At 72.4% G+C, this 20,781-nt stretch carries 18 protein-coding genes and 1 riboswitch; of the genes, 8 read left to right on the top strand and 10 right to left on the bottom strand.

Translation table 11 applies throughout. From position 1 onward, the window contains the following. Window positions 1-1,964: DUF3427 domain-containing protein (locus tag A949_RS36785; protein ID WP_158687633.1), on the top strand; the 1,964-nt coding region annotated here is incomplete at its 5' end. 17 nt (window positions 1,965-1,981) lie between these two features. On the opposite strand, the gene A949_RS36780 is transcribed toward A949_RS36785, so the two are convergent. Continuing rightward, entirely contained in the window at window positions 1,982-2,392 is a 411-nt protein-coding gene (locus tag A949_RS36780; RefSeq protein ID WP_078565525.1) for a (deoxy)nucleoside triphosphate pyrophosphohydrolase, read from the bottom strand. A 293-nt stretch (window positions 2,393-2,685) separates the two neighbouring features. Between A949_RS36780 and A949_RS0125240 the strand changes: the two genes are divergently transcribed. Further along, window positions 2,686-3,153 (top strand): PPOX class F420-dependent oxidoreductase, encoded by a 468-nt coding sequence (locus tag A949_RS0125240; protein ID WP_019358830.1) that lies wholly within the window; start codon window positions 2,686-2,688, stop codon window positions 3,151-3,153. 256 nt (window positions 3,154-3,409) lie between these two features. Here the strand turns inward: A949_RS0125240 and A949_RS0125235 are convergent, their stop codons facing one another. The 5 genes from A949_RS0125235 to A949_RS39660 form a co-directional block, all read right to left on the bottom strand. Further along, complete coding sequence (locus tag A949_RS0125235; RefSeq protein ID WP_026005017.1) at window positions 3,410-4,357, bottom strand: aldo/keto reductase; 948 nt, start codon at window positions 4,355-4,357, stop codon at window positions 3,410-3,412. A gap of 183 nt (window positions 4,358-4,540) precedes the next feature. Continuing rightward, complete coding sequence (locus tag A949_RS0125230) at window positions 4,541-5,845, bottom strand: M23 family metallopeptidase (protein ID WP_019358828.1); 1,305 nt, start codon at window positions 5,843-5,845, stop codon at window positions 4,541-4,543. A 12-nt stretch (window positions 5,846-5,857) separates the two neighbouring features. After that, a riboswitch (cyclic di-AMP (ydaO/yuaA leader) is annotated at window positions 5,858-6,020 on the bottom strand. A 227-nt stretch (window positions 6,021-6,247) separates the two neighbouring features. Beyond that, on the bottom strand, window positions 6,248-7,585 hold the full coding sequence (locus A949_RS39285) for a PP2C family protein-serine/threonine phosphatase (RefSeq protein ID WP_237735902.1): 1,338 nt from the start codon (window positions 7,583-7,585) through the stop codon (window positions 6,248-6,250). Between the two features lie 421 nt (window positions 7,586-8,006). Continuing rightward, window positions 8,007-8,825 (bottom strand): DUF4232 domain-containing protein, encoded by an 819-nt coding sequence (locus tag A949_RS0125220; protein WP_019358826.1) that lies wholly within the window; start codon window positions 8,823-8,825, stop codon window positions 8,007-8,009. 255 nt (window positions 8,826-9,080) lie between these two features. Then, a complete protein-coding gene (locus tag A949_RS39660; protein WP_019358825.1) occupies window positions 9,081-11,093 on the bottom strand; it encodes a protein kinase domain-containing protein in 2,013 nt (670 codons plus the stop codon). Window positions 11,094-11,111: 18 nt separating this feature from the next. Here A949_RS39660 and A949_RS0125210 point away from each other — a divergent pair, with 18 nt between their 5' ends. From A949_RS0125210 to A949_RS0125200, 3 genes are all read left to right on the top strand, one after another. Beyond that, window positions 11,112-11,768: an RNA polymerase sigma factor gene (locus A949_RS0125210; protein WP_019358824.1), complete on the top strand. Its 657-nt coding sequence runs from the start codon at window positions 11,112-11,114 to the stop codon at window positions 11,766-11,768. A gap of 385 nt (window positions 11,769-12,153) precedes the next feature. Then, window positions 12,154-12,807: a TetR/AcrR family transcriptional regulator gene (locus A949_RS0125205; RefSeq protein WP_051019630.1), complete on the top strand. Its 654-nt coding sequence runs from the start codon at window positions 12,154-12,156 to the stop codon at window positions 12,805-12,807. 147 nt (window positions 12,808-12,954) lie between these two features. Beyond that, complete coding sequence (locus tag A949_RS0125200) at window positions 12,955-14,040, top strand: NAD-dependent epimerase/dehydratase family protein (protein WP_019358822.1); 1,086 nt, start codon at window positions 12,955-12,957, stop codon at window positions 14,038-14,040. A gap of 112 nt (window positions 14,041-14,152) precedes the next feature. Here the strand turns inward: A949_RS0125200 and A949_RS0125195 are convergent, their stop codons facing one another. Beyond that, window positions 14,153-15,274 carry a sensor histidine kinase gene (locus tag A949_RS0125195; RefSeq protein ID WP_019358821.1) on the bottom strand — a complete coding sequence of 374 codons (1,122 nt, stop codon included), beginning with the start codon at window positions 15,272-15,274 and terminating at the stop codon, window positions 14,153-14,155. Window positions 15,275-15,280: 6 nt separating this feature from the next. Continuing rightward, the gene (locus A949_RS0125190; protein WP_019358820.1) at window positions 15,281-16,000 is read right to left on the bottom strand and encodes a response regulator transcription factor; all 720 of its coding nucleotides are present in this window, start codon (window positions 15,998-16,000) and stop codon (window positions 15,281-15,283) included. Between the two features lie 125 nt (window positions 16,001-16,125). Here A949_RS0125190 and A949_RS0125185 point away from each other — a divergent pair, with 125 nt between their 5' ends. From A949_RS0125185 to A949_RS39275, 3 genes are read left to right on the top strand one after another with little or no spacing between them, the layout of a single operon-like run. Further along, window positions 16,126-16,842 carry a glycosyltransferase family 2 protein gene (locus tag A949_RS0125185; RefSeq protein ID WP_237735901.1) on the top strand — a complete coding sequence of 239 codons (717 nt, stop codon included), beginning with the start codon at window positions 16,126-16,128 and terminating at the stop codon, window positions 16,840-16,842. Next, window positions 16,839-17,642, top strand: coding sequence for a TIGR04282 family arsenosugar biosynthesis glycosyltransferase (locus tag A949_RS39280; protein ID WP_019358818.1), 804 nt, complete (start codon window positions 16,839-16,841; stop codon window positions 17,640-17,642). The genes A949_RS0125185 and A949_RS39280 overlap by 4 nt, the downstream gene beginning before the upstream one ends. Further along, window positions 17,639-18,391, top strand: a complete 753-nt coding sequence (locus A949_RS39275) for a class I SAM-dependent methyltransferase (RefSeq protein ID WP_019358817.1) — start codon at window positions 17,639-17,641, stop codon at window positions 18,389-18,391. Before A949_RS39280 ends, A949_RS39275 begins: the two co-directional genes overlap by 4 nt. Here A949_RS39275 and A949_RS34485 read toward each other — a convergent pair. Both A949_RS34485 and A949_RS0125165 read right to left on the bottom strand, forming a co-directional pair. Next, window positions 18,343-18,954 carry a hypothetical protein gene (locus tag A949_RS34485; protein WP_019358816.1) on the bottom strand — a complete coding sequence of 204 codons (612 nt, stop codon included), beginning with the start codon at window positions 18,952-18,954 and terminating at the stop codon, window positions 18,343-18,345. The genes A949_RS39275 and A949_RS34485 overlap by 49 nt on opposite strands. Further along, a complete protein-coding gene (locus A949_RS0125165; protein ID WP_019358815.1) occupies window positions 18,951-20,498 on the bottom strand; it encodes a molybdopterin-dependent oxidoreductase in 1,548 nt (515 codons plus the stop codon). The genes A949_RS34485 and A949_RS0125165 overlap by 4 nt, the downstream gene beginning before the upstream one ends. Between the last annotated feature and the right edge of the window lie 283 nt (window positions 20,499-20,781).

The raw sequence follows: 20,781 nt of genomic DNA, 5'->3' as shown, positions 1-20,781 counted from the left end.
GTCGAATCCTTGAGGATGGCGATTTCGGAGAGTTGCAGGTCGCCGGCATGCGAGCCACGCGCCGCGATCATCTCTTCGCAAGCATTCAATCATTCAGGAATAGGGAATTTCTCTCCTCATTTGAACGCGACCACTTCGACATTATCACCATTGATGAGTTCCATCATTCAGCCGCACCCACATACGCTGAACTCATCGATCGCTTTTGCGTAGAAGGAAAGTTCCTCCTAGGGCTTACAGCGACGCCAGAGCGTCACGACGGAAAAAACGTTCACGACCTGTACTTCTCGGGTCACATCGCAGCCGAGATGCGCCTGTGGGAGGCACTCAATAGCAACCTCCTGAGCCCCTTCCATTACTATGGAATCGCAGACGATTCTGCCCAGTTTAGTAATCTATCTTGGCGGGGTGGCTACGACAGTAAAGAGTTGACCGATGTTCTCATTTCGACGGATCAGCATGCCAAATTGGTCTACACCGAATTGTATGACAAAGTTGTTGATCCTCCCTCCATGCGCGCCCTTGGATTCTGCGTATCTGTCGAACATGCTCGATTCATGGCAGACTTTTTCCAAGATCGTGGCATAAGCGCTAAGGCGCTCACCGGAAGTACGCCTAGCTCCGAACGGGAATCAGCATTCTCCGCGCTACGCGAGGGGAGAATTCAGGCGCTCTTCTCGGTCAACCTCTTCAATGAAGGCTTGGACATACCAGACGTCGACACACTCCTCTTCCTCCGCCCTACTGAGAGCGTTACCGTCTACCTCCAGCAATTTGGCAGAGGCCTCCGGCGTACTTCCAATAAGGAATTTGTCACCGTTCTCGACTTCGTCGGCCAGCATCGCAGTGAGTACAGTTTCGAAGAACGCCTATATGCGGTAACTGGGCTCCGTAGGGACCGACTCATCAAGAGCATCGAGGCCGATTCTTACGGTCTTCCGGACGATTCCGAGATCATCCTGGACCGCAAGTCAAAGGAACTGGTAATCCGCAATATTAAGTCGCGGATAAATCTGCATTTTCCGCAGATTGTCAAAGAAGTGAAGGCTTGGGATACAGATTCTCTCGTCCTATATCTCGATGTGAGCATGCGGGAGATCTCGGATGTCTACCGTAATGGCAACTCATGGACGAAGGCACTGCGGAAAGCCGAGCTTCTCACTCAGCCTTCCCCGAAACACGAAGAAAAACTACTCAAGCGCATGGCAAAATTCCTCCATGTCGACGACCCTGAGCGTGTGGACGCCTATAGTTCTATCTTGGGTCTCGATTCACCTCGCTACGACGAACTCTCGCCACAGCAACAGCTTTACGCTCGAATGTTGATCCTCAATCTATGGGACACGGGCGGAGGATTCACCTCTTATCAAGAAGCACTCGAATACCTCACACAGCAACCTTTCGCGCGCTCAGAAGCACGCCAAATCTTGAAGTACAGCAAAGAACGTATTGAGCGCCCATCTATCCTCTTGGATGATCCTCACCGTGAGGTTCCACTACGGGTGCACTCCACATACACAAGGGCAGAAGCCCTCACTGCTATTGGTCAGACATCCATTACAGGTCCATATCCTTCACAGTCGCAGAGTGGAGTTGAATGGTGCCGAAGGGCAAATCTAGACGCTCTGTTTATCACCTTGGTAAAGGAAGAGAAAGACTTCAAAGAAGACATCCGCTACAAAGATTACGCTATCGATGCTCGCCACTTCCATTGGGAGTCACAGAAGGATACGGCTCCACACACAAAGAGTGGTAGGCGTTACCAGAATCATAAGGATACTGGTTCTCATGTATTCCTCTTTGTGCGCAGGTATCGCGAGAATGATATCGGTGCGGCGCCGTACACGTTCCTTGGTCCGGCTGATTACGTAAGTCACTCTGGAGAGAAACCCATGCAGATCATCTGGAAACTGCGGCACGAAGCACCCGGAGATATCCGTTCCTACTCACCGGCGCGTACATAGAATTCTCTTCCTTGGCGTTAGGGCGACGTCTTCAAACGACGCACAACCTCCTTAACAAACGGGAGATCTTGCTCCAGCCAATCGACATCGAACGCATTATCTGGAGTAAGCCAGCGCAGCTCATCATGATCTTGCAGCGGTTGCGGTTCTCCGTTGAGGAGAAGCACCCACCAAGCATGCAGAAAAACGCCTGCTTTGAGCTCCCATTCGCCAGGTAGGCGTTCAACTACGTCAGCCTCTACGCCTAGTTCTTCGTGCAGCTCGCGTGCAAGAGCGTCCTGAGCTGACTCCCCGGGCTCGACCTTCCCGCCCGGAAGCTCCCACCTGCCTGCAAATTCTGGTGGCGCTGTTCGACGGGCAGCAAGAAGACGTCCCCCGTCGATAACTGCCCCGGCAACGACTACGCGCTTGATTTCCTTATTCTCCATGCCCGCCACTCTAAGGCCCCCTACTGCTCGCCTACTTCACGTGCGAGAGCCACGGAGCCAAGGCCGGCGCGCCCGAAGCCTGTCTGGAAGTGCCCGGCCTCTTGTGTGGCCCCAACCGCGGTATGCAACTGATCGAGGCTTGTTGGAGTGTCCAGTCAACTGTGCTCCCAGGTACGAGCGGAATGAGCCCGTCCTGCGAAGGGATGCCGGGAAGTTGGCCGCATCGTTGAGCGGGTTCGGGAATCATGGGGCCTGCCACCAGCTTTCGCTGCGGACAACCTAGGAGGCCCACTATGGCCAGCTCGACCGGCGCCGACGGTGACGGCGCTCAGCGGAATGAGGACGCGCTGCTCGCTCTGTTGACGGAGTACGACCGAGGCGTGCTCGTCACGTTGCGGCGGGACGGTCGTCCGCAGTTGTCCAACGTCAATCACACGTATGACCCGGACAAGCGGCTGCTGCGGGTCTCGATCACGGCGAACCGGGTCAAGTCGCGGAATCTGGCGCGCGATCCGCGGGCCAGCTATCACGTGACGAGCAGCGACGGGTGGGCGTGGACGGTGGTGGACGGAACGGCGGAGCTGACGCCCGTCGCGCAGGATCCGCACGATGCCACCGTCGAGGAGTTGATCGAGGTGTACCGGGCGATCCGGGGCGAGCATCCGGACTGGGCGGAGTACCGGGAGACCATGGTGGCCGACCAGCGGCAGGTGGTGCGGCTTCCCGTGGAGCGGGTGTACGGCCAGCCGCAGCGGGGCTGAGCCGCTGCCGGTGGCGCGACCCCGGCGGCTGCCGGTGGCGCGCCACCGGTGTTCGGGCGGCTCTCGTGCCATCGGTACGCACGGGCGTCTCCGGATCCCGTCGCCCGGGTGGACGGTGGGGTCCGGAGCCGCGGCACGGCCGTGCCGTCGTGCGGGCCCGCCGCCGTGCCCTCGTGCACCCGCACGCACCGCCGTGCCGCCGTGGCCGCCGCGCGGCCTGGTGCCGTCGCCGCCGCGCGGCCCGGCCGGCGGGGCGCTACGCGGACGCGTCCGTCAGCAGGCGGAGTTCGTCGTTGGTGAGGCGCAGATCGGCGACGGCCAGCAGCGCGGGGAGCTGGTCGACCGCGCGGGCGCTGGCGATGGGGGCCGTCACGGTCGGCTGCGCGGCGAGCCAGGCGAGCGCGACGGTGGCCTCGGACGCCTGGTGCGCGGCGGCGACGGTGGTCAGCGCGGCCAGGACGCGCTGGCCCCGCTCGGTGGCCAGCAACTGCGCTGCCTTGCCCGCGCGCGCCCCTTCGGGTACGGCCTCGCCCGGACGGTACTTGCCGGTGAGGAATCCGGAGGCCAGCGCGTAGTACGGCAGGACGGCCAGCGACTCCCGTCGGGCGAGCTCCTCCAGTTCGCCCTCGTAGGTGTCGCGCGAGACGAGGTTGTAGTGCGGCTGGAGCGCCGCGTACCGGGCGGCGCCCTCCCGGTCGCTGAAGGCGAGCGACGCGGCGAGGCGGGCGGGGGAGATGTTCGAGGCGGCGATCTCGCGGACCTTGCCCTCCCTGACCAGGTCGTCGAGGGCGGAGACGATGTCGGAGACCTCGACGGATTCGTCGTCGAAGTGCGTGTAGTAGAGGTCGATGCGATCCGTCCGCAGACGGCGCAGCGAATCCTCGCAGGCGGCCTTGATGGTGGCGGGGGCGAGTCCCATGTGGTCGGGATGGCGCGCCACCTTGGTGGCGACGACGACGTTGTCGCGCACGGAGGGTCCGCGTGCGGCGAGCCACTCGCCGATGACGGTCTCCGACTCGCCGCCCCTGTTGCCCTCCACCCAGGCCGAGTAGCCGTCGGCCGTGTCGATGACGTTGCCCCCGGCGTCGGTGTAGGCGTCGAGCACCGCGAACGAGGTGGGGGTGTCCGCCGTCCACCCGAAGACGTTGCCGCCGAGCGCCAGGGGCGAGACGGACAGTTGACCGATCTTCCTGTCGGCATTCATCTGCATGCCGCGACCGTAACGCGGGCGCGGGCGGTCCCGCGGGCGCGCACACCGGGCGGGCCGCAGGTCGTGCCCCGGGGCGGGTCCGCTTCGGGGCACGGGCGCGGGGCGCTCAGCCTCTGACGTCCCGGCCTGCGCTCAGCTCTCGGTTCCCTCGGCTCCCCCCGGCTACCGTGCCGGTGCTCAGACCTTGACGCCCTTGTCGCGGAGCCACGGCAGCGGGTCCACCGGGTCGCCGCCGTGCGGGCGGACCTCGACGTGCAGGTGGGGGCCCGTGGAGTTGCCGGTGGAGCCGACGCGGCCGATGACGTCGCCGGTGCCGACCTTGTCCCCCGCCGACCTGGTCATGGACGAGAGGTGGCAGAACCAGAGTTCGGTACCGTCGTCGAGCTGGAGCACGACGCGGTAGCCGTACGAACCGGCCCAGCCGGCCTCCTTGACCGTTGCGCTGTGGACAGCCTTGACGGGGGTGCCGTTGGGGGCGGCGAAGTCCTGTCCGGTGTGGTCGCTCTGCCACATGCCGCCCGCCTGGCCGAATCCGGCGCTGAGCTGGAAGGACGCCAGCGGTGCCGTGTAGCTGCGGGCGAGTTCGGCGCGGCGGGCCGCCTCCGCCTTGCGCTTCCGCTCGGCCTCCGCCTTGCGCTCCTGCTCGGCGGCCGCCTCGCGCGCCCGCTCCTGCTTCGCCTCTTCGGCAGCGGCGGCCCGTTCCGCGGCCTCCGCCGCTGCCGCGCTCGCGGCCTGCTGGGCCGCCTTCTCGCGGGCTTCCTCGTCCGCTGCGGTGCGGTGACGTTCGGCCTGTTCGAGGATGCGGGCCCGCAGTGCCTCGCCGGCGTCGGTGCGGCCCGCCGCCCGGTCCTCGTCGGAGAGCCCGGCCTGGGTGAGGGGGGCGGCCTGCGCGTCGCCGGAGTCCGTCGTGGCGTCGGCGTCGTCGGAGAACAGGCCGCCGATGCCGGGCAGGTCCTCGGCGTCGGGCAGCCGGTCGGGGATGCTCCGGAGCGCGTCGGCCGCGGTGTCCACGTCGGGCACGGATATCGTGCCGGGGTCCCGGTCCTGGGCGGTCGCCATGCCGCCGGCGCCGACGGCTGCGATCATGCCGACCCCGAGGACGGTGCCGCCCCGCGCCACGCCTCCGGCGCGCTGCTTGGCGACTCGGTGCCGGCCGCGTACCGGAACCGCGGAGTCCGCTGAGGGGTTCCACTCGTCCCACGGCTCGTCACCGGTGGCACGGGCAGCATCTCCGGCGGCGACGTCTGCGGCAGCGCGGGCCGCACCGGCGTCGCGCGCTTCATTGTGCGGCGGCATGGGGCCGGGGCCGCCGGAGCCGGTGGCGACGTCGTACGTGGCCCCCGGGACGGGGCCCTGGGGCGCGGCCTGGCCGGGGGAGGCGGCCTGACCCTGGGGCGCTGCCGGGCCGGCGTGGCCGACGGGTGGGGCGTACGCGTCCGCCTGGGGCGGATGGCCGACGAAGCCCTGGGATCTGGAGGCCACGGGGGCGCTCTCCTTTCCTTCCTTCTCGCCTACCGGGTTAGCTGACGGGTTCGGAGCAGGAAGGTCTCCTACGGGCGTCCTCGCAAGGGCGTCCGATTCACCCCGTCCTCCTCGTCCGGCTGACGAGAAGGGGTGGTTCCCCGGTTCCCACGGTGCTGTGCGGCCGATCGGGTGCTGCTGTTGCACCGCGTGCGGGATTCGGCGACGGCGCACGGTGCCGTCTTCCGTGACGGCAGTGACGACCGTGCTGCGTTATCGGACGTTAATAGAACTGCGGCCGGGATTCCAAGCCGTTCCCCGTAATTGACGTGAGTCCCGCCCGGTTCACCACCGGCCCCGGCCGTGCCGCTGCCCGGCCTGCGCGGCGTACGACGGCCGGCGCGCCGGTCGACCACGCCGGGCTCAGGCGTCGTGCGGAGGGTCCTCCCGCATGTCGCCCGAGGTGTCGTGGGCGACGGCGAGCAGGGCCATGTCGTCCGCCGACCGGCCACCGGTGTGGGCGGCGACGTCGACCAGGATCGTCGCCAGCAGCTCCTCCGGATCGGCGAAGGAGGTGCGGGAGAGTCGCTCGGCCGGCTGGTAGAAGTCGCCCTCCGGGTTGCGGGCCTCGGAGAGGCCGTCGGTGTAGAGGAGCAGCTGGGCGCCGCGCGGGAAGGCGTACTCGTCCAGTTGCTGGGGCCATACGCCCAGGTCGGTCATGCCGAGCGGGAGGGCGGGGGTGGTCGGCTCCAGCAGCACGGCCCGGCCGCGGTGCAGCAGCACCGGAGCCGGGTGGCCCCGGTTGACGACGCGCAGGACGACGCGGTCGCTCGCGGTGCGCTCCTCCTCCGCCGCCGCCGCGCTGTCCTGGCCGCCCGCCACGTCTGGTCCACCCGGTCCGCCCGGTCCGCCCGGTCCGCCTGGTCCGCGCGGTACTCCGGCACCGCCCGGGACACCTGGTCCGCTCGGCCCTCCTGGCGCGGGTGCGGGAGGAGTCGGGGACTGCGTGCCCGAGTCGACGACCTCGACCAGCACCGCCGTGCTGAAGTCCTCCAGCCGGGCCGCACCCTGGAGGCGATGGGCGTCCCGCTGGAGAGCCCGGTCGAGGCGGGCCGCCACACCGGGAAGGGTCGCCTCCTGCTCGGCCGCTTCCCGGAACGCCCCGACCAGGAGGACGACGGCGGCCACCGCGTCGAGCCCTTTGCCCCGCACGTCGCCCAGCAGCAGTCGTACGCCGTACGGAGTCTCCTCCGCCGCGTAGAAGTCCCCACCGATCCGGGCCTCCGCCTGCGCCGCTCGATACCGGGTCGCCACCCGCAGGGAACCGACACGGGAAGGCGGCGTGGGCAGCACGGCGTACTGCACGGCCTCGGCGATGCTGCGCGCGGAGGCCAGTCTGCTGCCGCTGCGGATCAGAACATAGTTCACGCCGACGGCGAGTACGGAGACGGTCACGATGGTGATGGACCGGGCCTCGGCCTCCAGCACATTGCCGGAGTCGTGGAAGGCGGAGAACAGGATGGTCGCCCCGGAGGAGAACATTCCGGTGAGTACGGTGCCGCGGATCGTCAGAAAGGCCGCGGCGGCCAGCGGGGCGGCGGCGAACGGCGCCGAGACGGTCACGTCCCGGGGTGTCGCGAAGTCCAGGACGACGCCCAGCGCGCACAGCGCGGCGGGCAGCCACCGCGCCAGGCGCCACAGCCGCCCCACGTCGCCGCCGTCCACGTTCACCGGCTGTGTCCCGGCCGCCCTTTCCCGCACGGTTCCAATCTGACCCGCTCGGGGGCTCGGGGCCAGTCAGGAGCGGTCGAAGGGGGAAGGAGCCCGGCGGCACACCGGAGCCGGGTGGCCCCGGCGGCAGCCGCCATGGCCAGCCGTTCCGTCTCCCCGCTCCCCTACCACGGACGGGGCGGCATCGCCTGTCGAAAGCCGGCGAAGGACCGGCAAAGGACCGGGAGACGGTCGGGTCGGCTGGGCGGCGGTCCGGCTCGCCGGATTCCGGTGATCGCGAAGACGGCGGCACCCCGGGGACAGCGGCGCCGCAGCCCTCCGGGCTGCATGTTCCGGCGGGGAACCGTGCCCCGCCGGGAGGCGGGCCGAGACCACGCCCGGAGCATGGCCGCCAGGCCTGCGGGGCAGGACGGCCTGCGGGGGCGTGGCGGCCTGCGGGGCGGGACGGGCCTCAGCCGCCGGCGCCGGTGCCCGAGGACAGCGGGCCGATCTTGGGCACGGACGCCTTGCCGGTGTTGGTGACCGGACCGCCGGACCAGTCCACCCGCAGGGAGCCCCGCTCGTCGGGCGGGGTGACCTTGGCCGCGCTCGGGGTGACGGTGGTGACGTTCGTCATCTTCGGGTTGGTGAAGGAGAGCGGGGCCCAGGCGCTCTTGCCGGGCTTCAACTCGACGGTCCTGACCTTCCCGTCGGTGCGGTGCGGGTCGAAGGAGACCTGCTCACCGGCGTCGTTGACGAAGGCGAGCCCGGGGTAGCCGCGCACGGTGCAGGTGTCGTCGGACCGGTTGGTCAGCACCAGCGCGAAGTTCTCCTGCCCGGCTCCCGGGTGGTTGTCACCGAACGACGCCTTCAAGTCGCCCGTGCCGCACCGGGAACCGGAGGACGAGCCCGACCCGCTCTTGCTGCCCGACGAGTCGGCGGCGGACGACCCCGACGCCTTGGAGTCCGACGCGGAGGAGCCCGAGCCGCTCCCGTCGCCGTCCTTGCCGCCGGTGTCCGCGCTGCCGTTCTTGCCGTCCTCGGAGTCGCCGGACTTGTCGCTTCCGGCCGGGGCGGCGTCACCGCCGACCTTCTCCGGGGCGGGTTCGGGGTCCTTGCCGCAGCCGACCACCAGCGCGCCCGCCGCCAGTACCGCGGTCGCGGCGGCGGCGACGCGCGTCACCCGGCGCCGCCTGCGGTGGGCGGCGCGCGGTGCGCCGGGGGCCGGGGCGTGGGCCTCGGACGGGATCGTAGCGAGCTGCGCGGTTGTCGGGTCCTGGCGCTTCGTCATGGCTGCCGTCACTCCCTGGTCATGCTGTCGCGCGGTCGTTCGGCCTCCCCGCGGCCTCGTGTGCGTGCCGGTTCTCGTCTCCAGCGTGCCTCGGGGCTTTCGCGCCGTACACAGCATTCGATGGCCGATCGCGCGGGAAAGTTCACGGCCGCCCGGGATTTTTTTCGCGGCCGGTCGTGACGGAAGGGTCCGGACCGGAACGCGTGCGCCGGTCGAGGCCACGGGAACGTACGGTCATCCCTGCCGCGGACAGCCTTACGAGGCGTCGGCGCTGACGCGCAGACTGTCCAGCACTTTATCCGTCTTGTCCGAACAGCCCTTTTCGCAACGGATCTGCACATACACCGGAGACGCACCCTTCTTCGTCGACTTCAGGCCGATCTCCTCCAGCGAGTACCCGGAGGCGCAGGAAGACCACGTACGGATGCGCCCGCTCCAGCCCCCTCCGCTGAAGGTCCGACTCCCCGCGTAGTCGCACTCCGAGTGCTTGATTCCGGCCACCTTGTCGGGCAGTGCCTCCGCGCCGCTCCCCGCGTCTCCGGCGTCCCCGCTCTCGCCGCCCTTGCCCTCCGCGACCCCGAGGCCGACGAAGACCCCGCTGGTCTTCGAGGTGAGGTCCCCCCAGCCGTGCACGTCCTCCGCGACGAGCAGTCCGGGTGCGTGGTCGGCCGACAGCCCCAGCGAGGAGGGGTTCCAGCCGGAGTCGGTGAACTCCCGCGCCCAGGCGCCCGGCACCCGCACGCTGATCCGCCCGCTGGTGTCGCGCACCTTCACGGTCGAGGGCGTCCGCTGGGGATCCGGGGCCAGCGCCGTGGCGGCCACACCCACCCCGGCCAGCACGACAACGGCCGCCCCGAAGGTCAGCGCGCGCGTCCGGCGGCGGCGCGCGGGCCGCGCGGACGCCGTGCCACCCGACGAGGGGTGCCCCGCGGCGGAGTCGGACGCCGGGTCGGGTGCACCGGCCGCGGACGTCCCGGCCGCGGACGGCTCGGAAGCCGAACCCACCGGAGCGGAACCCCCGGCAGGCGGCGGTCCCTCCGGCAGGGCGCTGTCCGGGGCGTGCCCTTGGGATGCGGGGGAGTGCCCGGCCGAAACGGCTTCCCCGGCGGCCGACACCGACGAGCCGGACCCCGACGACGCGGGCCCGGCGCGGTCCGGCTCAGCCGTGGCGGGATCCACCGCGGCAGGCTCCGCACGGTCCCGCTCCGCCGTGCCGGACCCGGTCCCGGACCCGGCGGAGGGCGCCTCCGGCGAGGCCGGATGGCCGGCACCCGCGCCGGACGCCCGGGAGGGCGGCTCGGCGGCCACAGTCGCCGGCTGAGCGGCCCCCGGGGCGGCCGGGCGCACCGTGGACGGCATGGCACTCGGGGACGCCCAGAAAGGCGCACCCGAGCCGTCCTGGCCGTCCTGGCCGTCCTCGTCCGGGGCGGACTCCCCCGCAGCGGGCGCGGCCTGCTCGTCCTCGGTGTGTTCCAGCGTCTCCGCGATCCGGTCCAGTTCCCGCGCCAGCGCCGCCGCGGTCGGCCAGCGGTGCTCGCGGTCGGGTTCCATCGCGCGGCCGACGGCGGCCCCCACCGCGGGAGGCAGCCCTGGGCGCAGTTCGTCGAGCGGCATCACCCGCTCCGGCGTTCCGGGCGTCGCGCCCGAGACCAGGTGGTAGAGCACGGCCCCGAGGCTGTAGACGTCGGCGCGGGCGTCGATGCCCTCGAAGGGTTCGGCCTGTTCCGGCGCCATGTAGCCGACCGACCCGGCGACCACCGTCAGCCCCGACGCATGGGCGAGGTTCTTGGCCAGGCCCAGATCGGCCACCAGCACCCGCTCCCGGCCCCGCACTCCTCCGCTGGTCAACAGGACATTGGATGGCTTGATATCGCGGTGCACCACCCCGGCCTCGTGCAGGGCCTCCGCGCCGCGCGCCGCCTCCGCGGTGAGCCGCACCGCCTCGGACACCGGCAGCGGGCCCAGCGTCATCCGGTCGGCGACGGTGCCCTGGTCCGCGTATTCCATGACGAAATAGGGGCGTTCGTCGTCCAGCTCTCCCACGTCGAAGACCTGGACCACGCCGCCCGAGGACGCCTTGCGCAGCAGGCGGGCCTCGGCCAGGAAGCGGTCCCGGATATCCATTCTGTGCGCCCAGTTGTCGGCCATCACCTTGACGGCGACGGGTGCCTCCAGACGGTCGTCGTGTGCGAGCCACACGACCGCGAAGGCGCCGGAGCCGAGACGACGGTCGACCCGGTAGCGGCCGATCTGATCAGGTGAAGGCATGCCCCTTATGATGCCTGGATGTGCCCACCGTCCTCCTCCCACGCCGTGAACCAGCCATCCGGGCAGCCTGAGCCGACCGGCACCGGAGCGACACCGGAGCCCCTCGACCCGTCGGCACCCGCCGACACCGAAGCCCTCGCGGCCCGCGCGGCCGCCGGGGACGGCGCGGCCCTCGACGCGCTGCTGCGCACCATCCGGCCCGACGTGGTGCGGCACTGCGGCCGCTTCCTCCTCTTCCGCGAGGACGCCGAGGAGGCCGCGCAGGACGTACTGCTGCAGGTGTCCCGGCACATCGAGCGCTTCCAGGGGCGCAGCCGCTTCAGCACCTGGCTGCACACGATCGTGGCCAACTGCTCCCGCCAGAAGTACCGCGAGCTCAAGCGCCGCGCCGTCGAGCAGCCCACGCTCCCGCACCAGACGAGCGCCCCGGAACAGCGCCCGGACCCGCGGACGACGAGTGTGATCGCGGGCTCCCGGGTGGACCTCCTGGAGGCACTGGAGCGGCTGGAGCAGGAGAGCCCGCACCTGGTGGCTCCCCTGGTCTACCGCGACGTGTGCCAGATGGACTACGCCGAGATCGTCGACCGTCTCGGCATCCCGCTGGGCACCGTCAAGTCCCGGCTGCACCACGCCCGCCGGCAGATCCGGCCGTGGCTCACCTCACAGGAGCTGTGAGCCCGGCGCCGCGGCCGGACGGACCGTACGGGCCGTCCGGTCCCCGCTGCGGTGCTCGGTCGGGTCGTGGCTCATGGCGTTCCGCTCCGGGATGGGTCGCGTGCGGTCGCGCGCGCACGGCCGGGTACGGCACACACGGAACCGGCACTCGTCGGCGCCCGAACGCCTCACACGTCCGGCCCGGCATCGTCACGGAGCCGGAGGGCTCGTGGCGGCCCGGCGACGTGCGGCCGGGGCGGGCCGTAGCGGGCCGGAGCGGGGTGGCGGAGCAGGCGGTGCAGGGTGACGGGACACCGAACAGCCGCGCGGGGCGGGACGAGGCAGCCGGTCCGGTCGAGGCCCCGTAGGGTGGCCCTGCGAGCCTTAAGGGAACTGGAGACCCGTTGTGACAGCTGAACCGGGGGCCCGGCGGAGGACGACCGGCCCGGGAGCCGCCGCCTCACCCGGCACTGTACGGCCCGGGGGACGTACGGCGCGGGTGCGCGAGGCGGTGCTGCGCGCCGCCGGGGATGCCCTCGCGGAGCACGGTTTCGCCCACCTCGACCTCGCCGAGGTGGCCCGCCGCGCGGAAGTGGGCAAGACGACGGTCTACCGGCGCTGGGGGACGGTCACCGCGCTGCTGGCGGATCTGCTGGACGACATGGCCGAGCAGTCCGAACCCCGCACCGACTCGGGCGCGCTCCTGGACGATCTGGCGGCCAACGCCGCGCTGGTGCGCCGCGCCCTGACGGACCCCCGGCAGGGCGCCCTGTTCAAGGCGGTCATCGCCGCGGCCACCTGCGACGTGCCCGCGGCCGAGGCCCTGCACCGGTTCTACGCGGCCCGGATCGCGGAGTGGGCGCCCTGCGTGCGGCGGGCGGCCGAACGGGGAGAGGTGCCGTCCGACACGGATCCGGAGCAGGTCATCCGCGCCGTCTCCGCACCGCTGTACTACCAACTGCTGACCACCGGCGCCCCCTTGGACCGGGCAGCGGCCGAACGGGCGGCGCTGGCGGCGTACGAGGCGGCCCGCGCGGGCGCGTTCCGCACCGGCCGCTGAGCCGGAGGGCACCCGCCCCGCACGGTAGGACAATCCGCATGGATCGGGGGTTCTTGACCGGTGTCGGCGGGGATCGGGTTCTTACGGAGCGATGACACGGGCGCCGCGTACCGTTGCGCGGCGCCCGTGCGCCTCTAGCGTGGCTGTATGCGCGTTCTTGTCACCGGCGGTGCCGGATTCATCGGTTCCCACATCGTGGAGGCCCTGACCGAAGCGGGTCACGAGGCGGTCGTTTTGGACGCCCTGCTGCCGTCGGCGCACGGAGCGGGCGCCGCGTCCCCCGCCGTCGCGCCCGGGGTGCGGCAGCTGCGCGGCGACGTGCGGGACGGGGACGCCGTCGCCGAGGCGCTGCACGGCGTGGACGCGGTGTGCCACCAGGCGGCGATGGTCGGGCTGGGCAAGGACTTCTCCGACGCCCCGGAGTACGTGAGTTGCAACGACCTGGGCACGGCGATGCTGCTGACGGCGATGGAGCGGGCCGGGGTGCGCGCACTGGTGCTGGCCGGTTCGATGGTCGTCTACGGGGAGGGCCGGTACACCTGCCCGCAGCACGGGGTGGTCCGGCCGGGGCCGCGTGCCGTGCCGGATCTGCGTGCCGGGCGGTTCGATCCGCCCTGCCCCGACTGCGGCGCCGCGCTGCGCCCCGGGCTGGTCGGCGAGGACGCGCCGCTGGACCCGCGGAACACCTACGCGACCACCAAGCTCGCCCAGGAGCATCTGGCGGCGGCGTGGGCCCGCGCGGTCGACGGGGCCGCGGTCTCGCTGCGCTACCACAACGTCTACGGGCCGGGGATGCCCTGTGACACGCCGTACGCGGGAGTGGCCTCGTTCTTCCGCTCGGCGCTCGCCCGCGGGGTGGCCCCCACCGTCTACGAGGACGGGGCGCAGCGCCGGGACTTCGTCAATGTGCGGGACATCGCGGCCGCCAACGTGACCGCGCTGGAGGCGCTGGGCGCGCCGGGCGCGGGCCGGGCGCCGGGGTCCTTCGCCGCGTACAACACCGGGAGCGGCGACCCGCACACCATCGGCGAGACGGCGAGCGCGCTGGCCGAGTTCTACGGCGGGCCCGACCCGGTGGTGACGGGCGAGTTCCGGCTGGGCGACGTACGGCACATCACGGCGTCCTCCGAACGGGCCGCGCGGGAGCTGGGATGGCGGGCGCGGATCGGTTTCGCGGAGGGCATGAAGGAGTTCGCGGCGTCCGACATGAGGGCGCCGTCGGGGCGGGCGTAGCGGACCGTTGCGCCACCGTGCCCGCTCCCGCGCCGCCGGGTGCAGCCGTTTCGCCGGGTGCAGCCGTCCCCTCGCGTGCTGCCGGCCCGCCGGTGGACCGCGCGGCGCGGGCTCAGCCCGGTCCGGCGGTCGGCAGGGTGAGTTCGAAGCAGCAGCCGCCGGTCACGTTGCGGACGGCCGCCGTGCCCCGGTGCGCTTCGACGATGCCGCGGACGATGGCCAGCCCCAGGCCCGCGCCCGGGGGCGTGCGGGCGTGGGTGCCGCGCCAGCCAGTGTCGAAGACGCGCGGCAGGTCCTCCTCGGGGATGCCGCCGCAGCCGTCCGTGACGGAGAGGACGACCTGTTCCTCGACGCTGCGCACGTGCACGGCGACGGTGCCGTCGGCCGGAGTGCGCCGGATGGCGTTGACGAGCAGGTTCCCCAGCACCCTGGTCATCTCGCGCGGGTCCACCTCCACCGGCACGTCCGTCAGCGCGTCGCCCACCAGCCGGACCCCGCTCTGCCGGGCCAGCGGGTCGGCGCCGGCCAGCGCCTCCGAGACGAGTTCGGCGGAGGCGACCCGGTGGGTGGTCAGGGCGAGTGCGCCCGCGTGGATGCGGGAGAGCTCGAACAGGTCGCCGACCATGGAGTTGAGCCGTTCGACCTCGGTGCGGATCTGCCGCAGGCAGCGGCCGGTGTCCTCCACCATGCCGTCCTCCAGCGCCTCGGACATGGCGCGCAGTCCGGCCAGCGGGGTGCGCAGGTCGTGCGAGATCCAGGCGACCAGTTCCCGCCGGGAGCTCTCCAGTGCCCGCTCGCGGTCCCGGGAGGCGGCCAGTTTCTCGCTGGTGGCGGCCAGCTCCCGGGTCAGTGCCGCGAACTCGGCCGGGTCGTCCGCTTCGGCGGCGCCGGGTGCGGGGAAGCTGCCGCCGTCCCCGAAGGACCGCGCCGCGCGGGTGAGGGCGTGGCTGCGGGACGTCACCCAGCGGCCCAGCAGCAGCGCGGTCGCCAGCGAGACGACGGCCGCCATGGCGACGACCGTGGTGATGACGAACAGGTCGTGCCGGGAGAGGAACATGGCCCAGGCGACGGCCAGCGTCCCGGAGAGCATGGCGGTGACGGCGACGGTGGAGACGACCGTCAGGGACACGGCGAGCGAGCGGTGCCGCAGGGCGCGCAGCGCCAGGGCGCCCAGCAGTCCGGCCGCGGCGGCGCCCAGGAAGGCGAACAGGGCGATGAGCAGCATGTCGTGCACGGTGGTTCAGTCCTCCTGCGTGTCGGCGCCCGGGTCGAACCGGTAGCCGACCCCCCACACGGTCTGGATCAGCCGGGGCTGCGCGGGATCTTCCTCGATCTTGGCGCGCAGCCGGCGGACGTGGACGGTGACCGTCGAGAGGTCGCCGAAGGCCCAGCCCCACACCTCGCGCATCAGCTCCTCGCGGGAGAACGCGCGGGCGGGGTGCCGCAGCAGGTGGGCCAGCAGGTCGAACTCGCGCACGGTGAGCGAGAGTTCGGTGCCGTCCCGGGTGGCGCGCCGGGCGAGGGGGTCGACGGCCAGCCCTCCGGCGCGCAGCACCGAGGCGGGCCTGGGGGCCTCTTCGGCGTGCCGGCTGCGGCGCAGCACGGACTCGACGCGCAGCACCAGTTCGCGCGGGCTGAACGGCTTGGTGACGTAGTCGTCGGCGCCGACCTCCAGGCCCAGCACCCGGTCGCCCTCGTCGCCGAGTGCGGTGAGCATGATGACGGGCACGGGTCCCCGGCCGCGCAGTTGGCGGCAGACCTCCAGGCCGTCCATGCCGGGCAGCATCAGGTCGAGCACGACCAGGTCCGGCCACCGGGCCGCGGCGCGCTCCAGCGCGTCGGGGCCGGTCTCCGCGCGGTCGACGGCGTATCCGGCGCGCTGGAGGTACCCGGTGACGACCTCGGCGACGGTGGGGTCGTCGTCGACGACCAGGACACGCCCGGCGGGTGGTGGCTGCATGGCCTCAGGGTCGCACCGGATGCCGGAGCGGGGGAGGCGGGTCGGCGGCAGCCGGGCCGATGTCCGTGTTTCGTAAGAACGCGAAGTCTGGAATGTCGCGTTTGGCTCCGTAGGGTGTGCGGAGCGTGATCGAACCTCGTCCGAAGGAGGCCGTGCCCGTGCCCGGTGTCGATGTCGTACTCCCCTGCCTCGACGAGGAAGAGGCGCTGCCCTGGGTGCTGGAGCGGATCCCCCCGGGCTGGCGCGCGATCGTCGTCGACAACGGCTCGACGGACGACTCGGCGGCCACGGCACGCGGACTGGGCGCGACCGTCGTGTCCGAGTCCCGGCGCGGCTTCGGCGCCGCCTGCCACGCGGGACTGACGGCCGCCGAGGCGGACATCGTCTGCTTCTGCGACTGCGACGCCTCGCTCGACCCCGCCCTCCTGGTGCCGTTCGTGGACGCGGTGCGGGAGGGCCGCAGCGACCTCGTCCTGGGCCGCAGACGCCCGCAGACGCGCGGCGCGTGGCCCGCGCACGCCCGCGCGGGCAACCTCGCGCTCTCCCGGATGCTGCACGCGCGCACCGGCGTACGGCTGCACGACCTGGGCCCGCTGCGCGCGGCCCGCCGCGAAGCACTCCTGGGGCTCGGACTCACCGACCGGCGCAGCGGATACCCGCTCCAGATGGTCGTGCGGGCGGCGGACGCCGGGTGGCGCATCGAGGAGCGCGACGTGCCCTACCGCCCCCGCACCGGCAAGTCCAAGGTGACCGGCACCTGGCGGGGCACCTGGCACGCGGTACGCGACATGCGGGCGGTGCTCCAGGAGCCGCCCGTCACCGAACAGGAGGCTGCCCGATGACGACGCCGTCCCGCCCTGCCGGGGAAACCGCCCCGGAGGGAGCCGTCCCGGCAGGAGCCGCCCCGCGGGGAGCCGCTCCGGAAGAAACCGCCCCGGCGGGAGACACCACCCTGCTCGTCATCGCCAAGGAGCCGCTGCCCGGGCGGGCCAAGACGCGGCTGTGCCCGCCGTGCACACCGCAGCAGGCGGCCCGGCTGGCGGCGGCCGCGCTGCACGACACGCTGGAGGCCGTGCGGGCCATGCCCGCCGCGCGCCGGGTGCTGGTGCTGTCCGGACAGCCCGGCGCATGGCTGCCGCCCGGCTTCGACGTCGTGCCGCAGTGCTCCGGCGGCCTGGACGAGCGACTGGCCGCGGCCTTCGCCGCAGCGGGCTCCGGCCCGGCGCTGCTCGTGGGGATGGACACCCCGCAGGTGACACCCGCGCTGCTGGAGCCCGCGCTCGGCCCGGACGGCTGGCAGGAGTGCGACGCCTGGTTCGGGCCCGCGCTGGACGGCGGCTTCTGGACACTGGGGCTGGCCCGCCCGGATCCCGCACTGCTGCGTGGGGTTCCGATGTCCACCGCCACGACCGGGCAGGCGCAGCTCGACCGGCTCGCCCAGGAGGGGCTGCGGGTGCGCCGGCTGCCCGCGCTGCGCGACGTGGACACCGCCGAGGACGCGGTGCGGGTCGCTGCCGAGGCGCCGGGCAGCCGGTTCGCGGCCGCCGTGGCGGCGGTACCGGAACTGCGGCCCTACCGCCCCGGCATCCCCGCGGGCCGGTCCCCGGAAGAGACCGCGCCGCACCGGACGGCCGCCCCATGACGGCCACCACCCGCGCCACGCCCCCGCACCAGGCGGCACCCGCGGACGCGGCGGCCCCGGCGGGCACCGCCGCGCCCGAGAAGAAGGACGCCCCGGGCACCCCGTGGGGCGCCGACCCGTACGCGGACGCGCTCCGCAGCGGCCGCGGCCCGCTCTTCCTGCGGCGCAGCGACGGCTGGCTGCTGCCGCTGGAGGTGGAGCGCTGGTGCGCGAGCGCGGACTCCGCCGACATGTCGGTGCTGCGCCGCTGCGAGGGCGCGGTGCTGGACGTGGGGTGCGGGCCCGGGAGGCTGGTGGCGGCCCTGTCCTCGCTCGGCCACCGGGTGCTGGGCATCGACGTGAGCCCGGAGGCGGTCGCCCGCACCGTCGGTCTCGGCGGTACCGCGCTGCACCGCTCGGTCTTCGAACCGCTGCCCGGGGAGGGCCGGTGGGGCAGCGTGCTGCTGATGGACGGCAACCTCGGCATCGGCGGCGCCCCCGAGGCGCTGCTGGAGCGCTGCGCCCGGCTGCTGGCGCCGGACGGACTGCTGCTGGCCGAGACGTCGCCGCTGGACGTGGACGAGCGGGCCCAGGTGCGCATCGACGACGGGCGCAGTGCGCACCATCCGCACCCCGGCAGCGGCCGGCCGTTCCCCTGGGCCCGGCTGGGCACCGCGGCCCTGCTGCGGTACGCGGCGCCCGCCGGGTGGACGACCGCGGGTCAGTGGGAGTCCGGCGGGCGCTCGTTCGTCGCGCTGCGGCGTCCCTGAGGGGCCGGCTGCCGGTTCCGGCGGCTGCGCAGGGTCCGCACGGCCAGCCACAGTCCGGAGGCGGCGAACAGGCCGACGGTCAGCCACAGCCAGTGCAGCGCGTAGCCGTTGTTGCCGGCCGGCCGTCCGGTGAGTCCCGCGTACCGGCCGGCCGGTCCGGTGATCAGCGGGAACCAGACCAGCAGCAGCAGGAGGGAGAGCAGGGCCGGGATCCGCAGGTGGTTGACGTACCGTCCGGCGAGCCGGGGTACCCGGTCGGCCAGCGAGTACAGCGGCACCAGCACCAGGTCGTGCAGCAGTGCCGCGCCCACGAACCAGATCGCGACCCCCAGCCAGTCGTCCGCCAGGAAGCGCGCGCCCGCGTATCCGGCGAGCACGAACGAGGCCAGCAGCAGGACGATCTGGAAGGGGCTGCCCAGCAGCCGGCGCAGCCCGGCGGGTCCCGGCTGCCGAGCGGCTCCGGGCTCCCGGTCCGCTCCCGGCTCCCGGGCGGCCTCCGCGCCGGCGCCCGCCCGGCCGTCCGCCGTGCCGCCCGCGGCGGCCTCCTCCGGGCCCCCGCTCATCGGTCCGCTCCGAACGCCAGCCGCCGGACCCACTTGGTGTTGTGCACCCCGGGCGCGGCCGGAACGATGACCCGCGCCGGGTAGCCGTGGTCGAGGGAGAGATCCTCACCACCCACCCGCAGCGCCAGCAGGGACCGCGGATCGCGTACCTGGTTGTCCCGCAGCGCGGCGTGCCGGAAGGCGCCGGAGCGCTGGAGGGAGGCGACGAACACCCCGGGCATTCCGTCCCTGGGGTCGAACCCGGCCAACTCCGCCAGGTCGCGCAGCCGCACGCCGCTCCAGTGCTGGTCGGAGGTCGACCAGCCCTCCACGCAGGCGATCGGCAGCGCGGCGGAGTGCTGCGGCATGGCCAGCAGCTCGGCCCGCGAGAGGCGCTGCGTGCGCCCGCCCGGCCGCTCCAGGGTCAGCCGCCAGCCCGGCCCGGTCTCCGCGTCGGTGACGCCGACGGCGGCGGCCGTCTTGTTGATCTGGAAGGCGTTCGCGCCGGTCCCCGGCTCCGGCCCGCCGTGCGGCGCCAGCAGGGCGGTGCGGCGGGGCAGTCCGTCGAAGTTCTGGCCGACGGTCACCGCCAGCAGCAGCACGGAGCCGCCGCCCACCGCACCGAGCGCGCCGCGCCGCGTCAGGGTCGGCGCCGCCGGACGGGGCGCGACCAGCCCGGTGTCCAGGTCCGGCTCGCGTGCTCCGGCGTGGGCGCGCTCGGGCGTCCCGCCCGCGGCCCGCCCGCCGGGCCGGTCGGGCTCCTCGGGGCCGTCCTGCCCCCCGTCCTCGTCGTACTCCCCGGCGGCGGTCCGCTCCTCCGCTCCGCCGGACTCGTCGGCGGCGGCGCGCTCCGCGGCCTCGCCCGGCTCGGACTCCCCGGTGCCGGCCCGCTCGGCGGCCGCCTCGTAGCGGCGGGCCGCGCGCTCCTCCCGCCCGGCCCGTCCGGCGCCGCCCGAGGCGATGTCGCGCGGCGCCCCGTTCCGCAGCGCCTGGAGGGCTTTCGGCAGCCGCAGGACGACGTGCACCACGAAAGCCGAGATGAACACCCAGGCGCCGTAGAAGTGCAGCGGATAGAACGAGCCGGGGAACAGGTAGTCGAGCTGGACGTTCAGCAGCCCCGTGACGAACTCGAACAGGACGCCCCCCACGAGCAGGAGCAGCGAGATCCGCTCCAGCGCGTGCGCCGCCGAACGCGCGGGCGGCAGGGTGAACAGCTTGGGGACGACCGACCAGAGCTTCGCCAGCAGCACCGGGACGAGCACCACGCCGAGCGTGACGTGCAGTCCTTGGGTGAGCCGGTAGAGCCAGTAGGGATCGGTCGGCCAGGCGAACAGGTAGAACCCGAGCAGCCCCCGGCCCGGTGTCCGGTCGTTGGGGGCGGCCAGGTCCGGGTTGTAGGCCGCGTACGACAGCAGCCCGGTGACGAACAGCACGGTGATGCCGAGCAGCAGCACGACGCCGAGCAGCGCCGTCAGCCAGGGGCCGCGCAGCGGACTGCGCCAGAAGCGGGGATCGGTGGGGAGCCGGTCGGACGGGGGTGGTCGGAGGGTGCGGTGGTCGCCCATGCGGCGACCGTATGCGCACGGACGGCTCCGCGGGGGCCGGGAACCCATGACGAAACGCTGACATCCTCCCCTGGTGGCCCCCGCACGGCCCCGCGCGGCCTAACGTGCCCGTGTGGCTGCCGAACCCTCCTCCACCCGCCCGGACAGCGCCGAGCCCGGATCCGCCCCCGAAGCCCCGGACGCGCCCGACCACCAGCAGGGGCGCACAGCGCACGACCAGGGGGCGCGCGCGACCGGGAGATCCGGCGCCCGGACCCCGCACCAGCGCGCAGCCGGCACTGTC

This window comes from Streptomyces sp. AA1529, assembly GCF_000280905.1.
In the GTDB taxonomy this organism is placed as follows: domain Bacteria; phylum Actinomycetota; class Actinomycetes; order Streptomycetales; family Streptomycetaceae; genus Streptomyces.
The sequence above is the reverse complement of the archived record's forward strand: the minus strand, read 5'-3'. Positions and strand labels throughout refer to the sequence as shown.

Bases quoted from the DNA above. Each gene is read 5' to 3' on its own strand.
- A949_RS36780 (WP_078565525.1), bottom strand. From the start codon at position 2,392: ATGGAGAATAAGGAAATCAAGCGCGTAGTCGTTGCCGGGGCAGTTATC.
- A949_RS0125240 (WP_019358830.1), top strand. From the start codon at position 2,686: ATGGCCAGCTCGACCGGCGCCGACGGTGACGGCGCTCAGCGGAATGAG.
- A949_RS0125235 (WP_026005017.1), bottom strand. From the start codon at position 4,357: ATGAATGCCGACAGGAAGATCGGTCAACTGTCCGTCTCGCCCCTGGCG.
- A949_RS0125220 (WP_019358826.1), bottom strand. From the start codon at position 8,825: ATGACGAAGCGCCAGGACCCGACAACCGCGCAGCTCGCTACGATCCCG.
- A949_RS39660 (WP_019358825.1), bottom strand. From the start codon at position 11,093: ATGCCTTCACCTGATCAGATCGGCCGCTACCGGGTCGACCGTCGTCTC.
- A949_RS0125210 (WP_019358824.1), top strand. From the start codon at position 11,112: ATGTGCCCACCGTCCTCCTCCCACGCCGTGAACCAGCCATCCGGGCAG.
- A949_RS0125200 (WP_019358822.1), top strand. From the start codon at position 12,955: ATGCGCGTTCTTGTCACCGGCGGTGCCGGATTCATCGGTTCCCACATC.
- A949_RS0125190 (WP_019358820.1), bottom strand. From the start codon at position 16,000: ATGCAGCCACCACCCGCCGGGCGTGTCCTGGTCGTCGACGACGACCCC.
- A949_RS39280 (WP_019358818.1), top strand. From the start codon at position 16,839: ATGACGACGCCGTCCCGCCCTGCCGGGGAAACCGCCCCGGAGGGAGCC.
- A949_RS39275 (WP_019358817.1), top strand. From the start codon at position 17,639: ATGACGGCCACCACCCGCGCCACGCCCCCGCACCAGGCGGCACCCGCG.
- A949_RS34485 (WP_019358816.1), bottom strand. From the start codon at position 18,954: ATGAGCGGGGGCCCGGAGGAGGCCGCCGCGGGCGGCACGGCGGACGGC.
- A949_RS0125165 (WP_019358815.1), bottom strand. From the start codon at position 20,498: ATGGGCGACCACCGCACCCTCCGACCACCCCCGTCCGACCGGCTCCCC.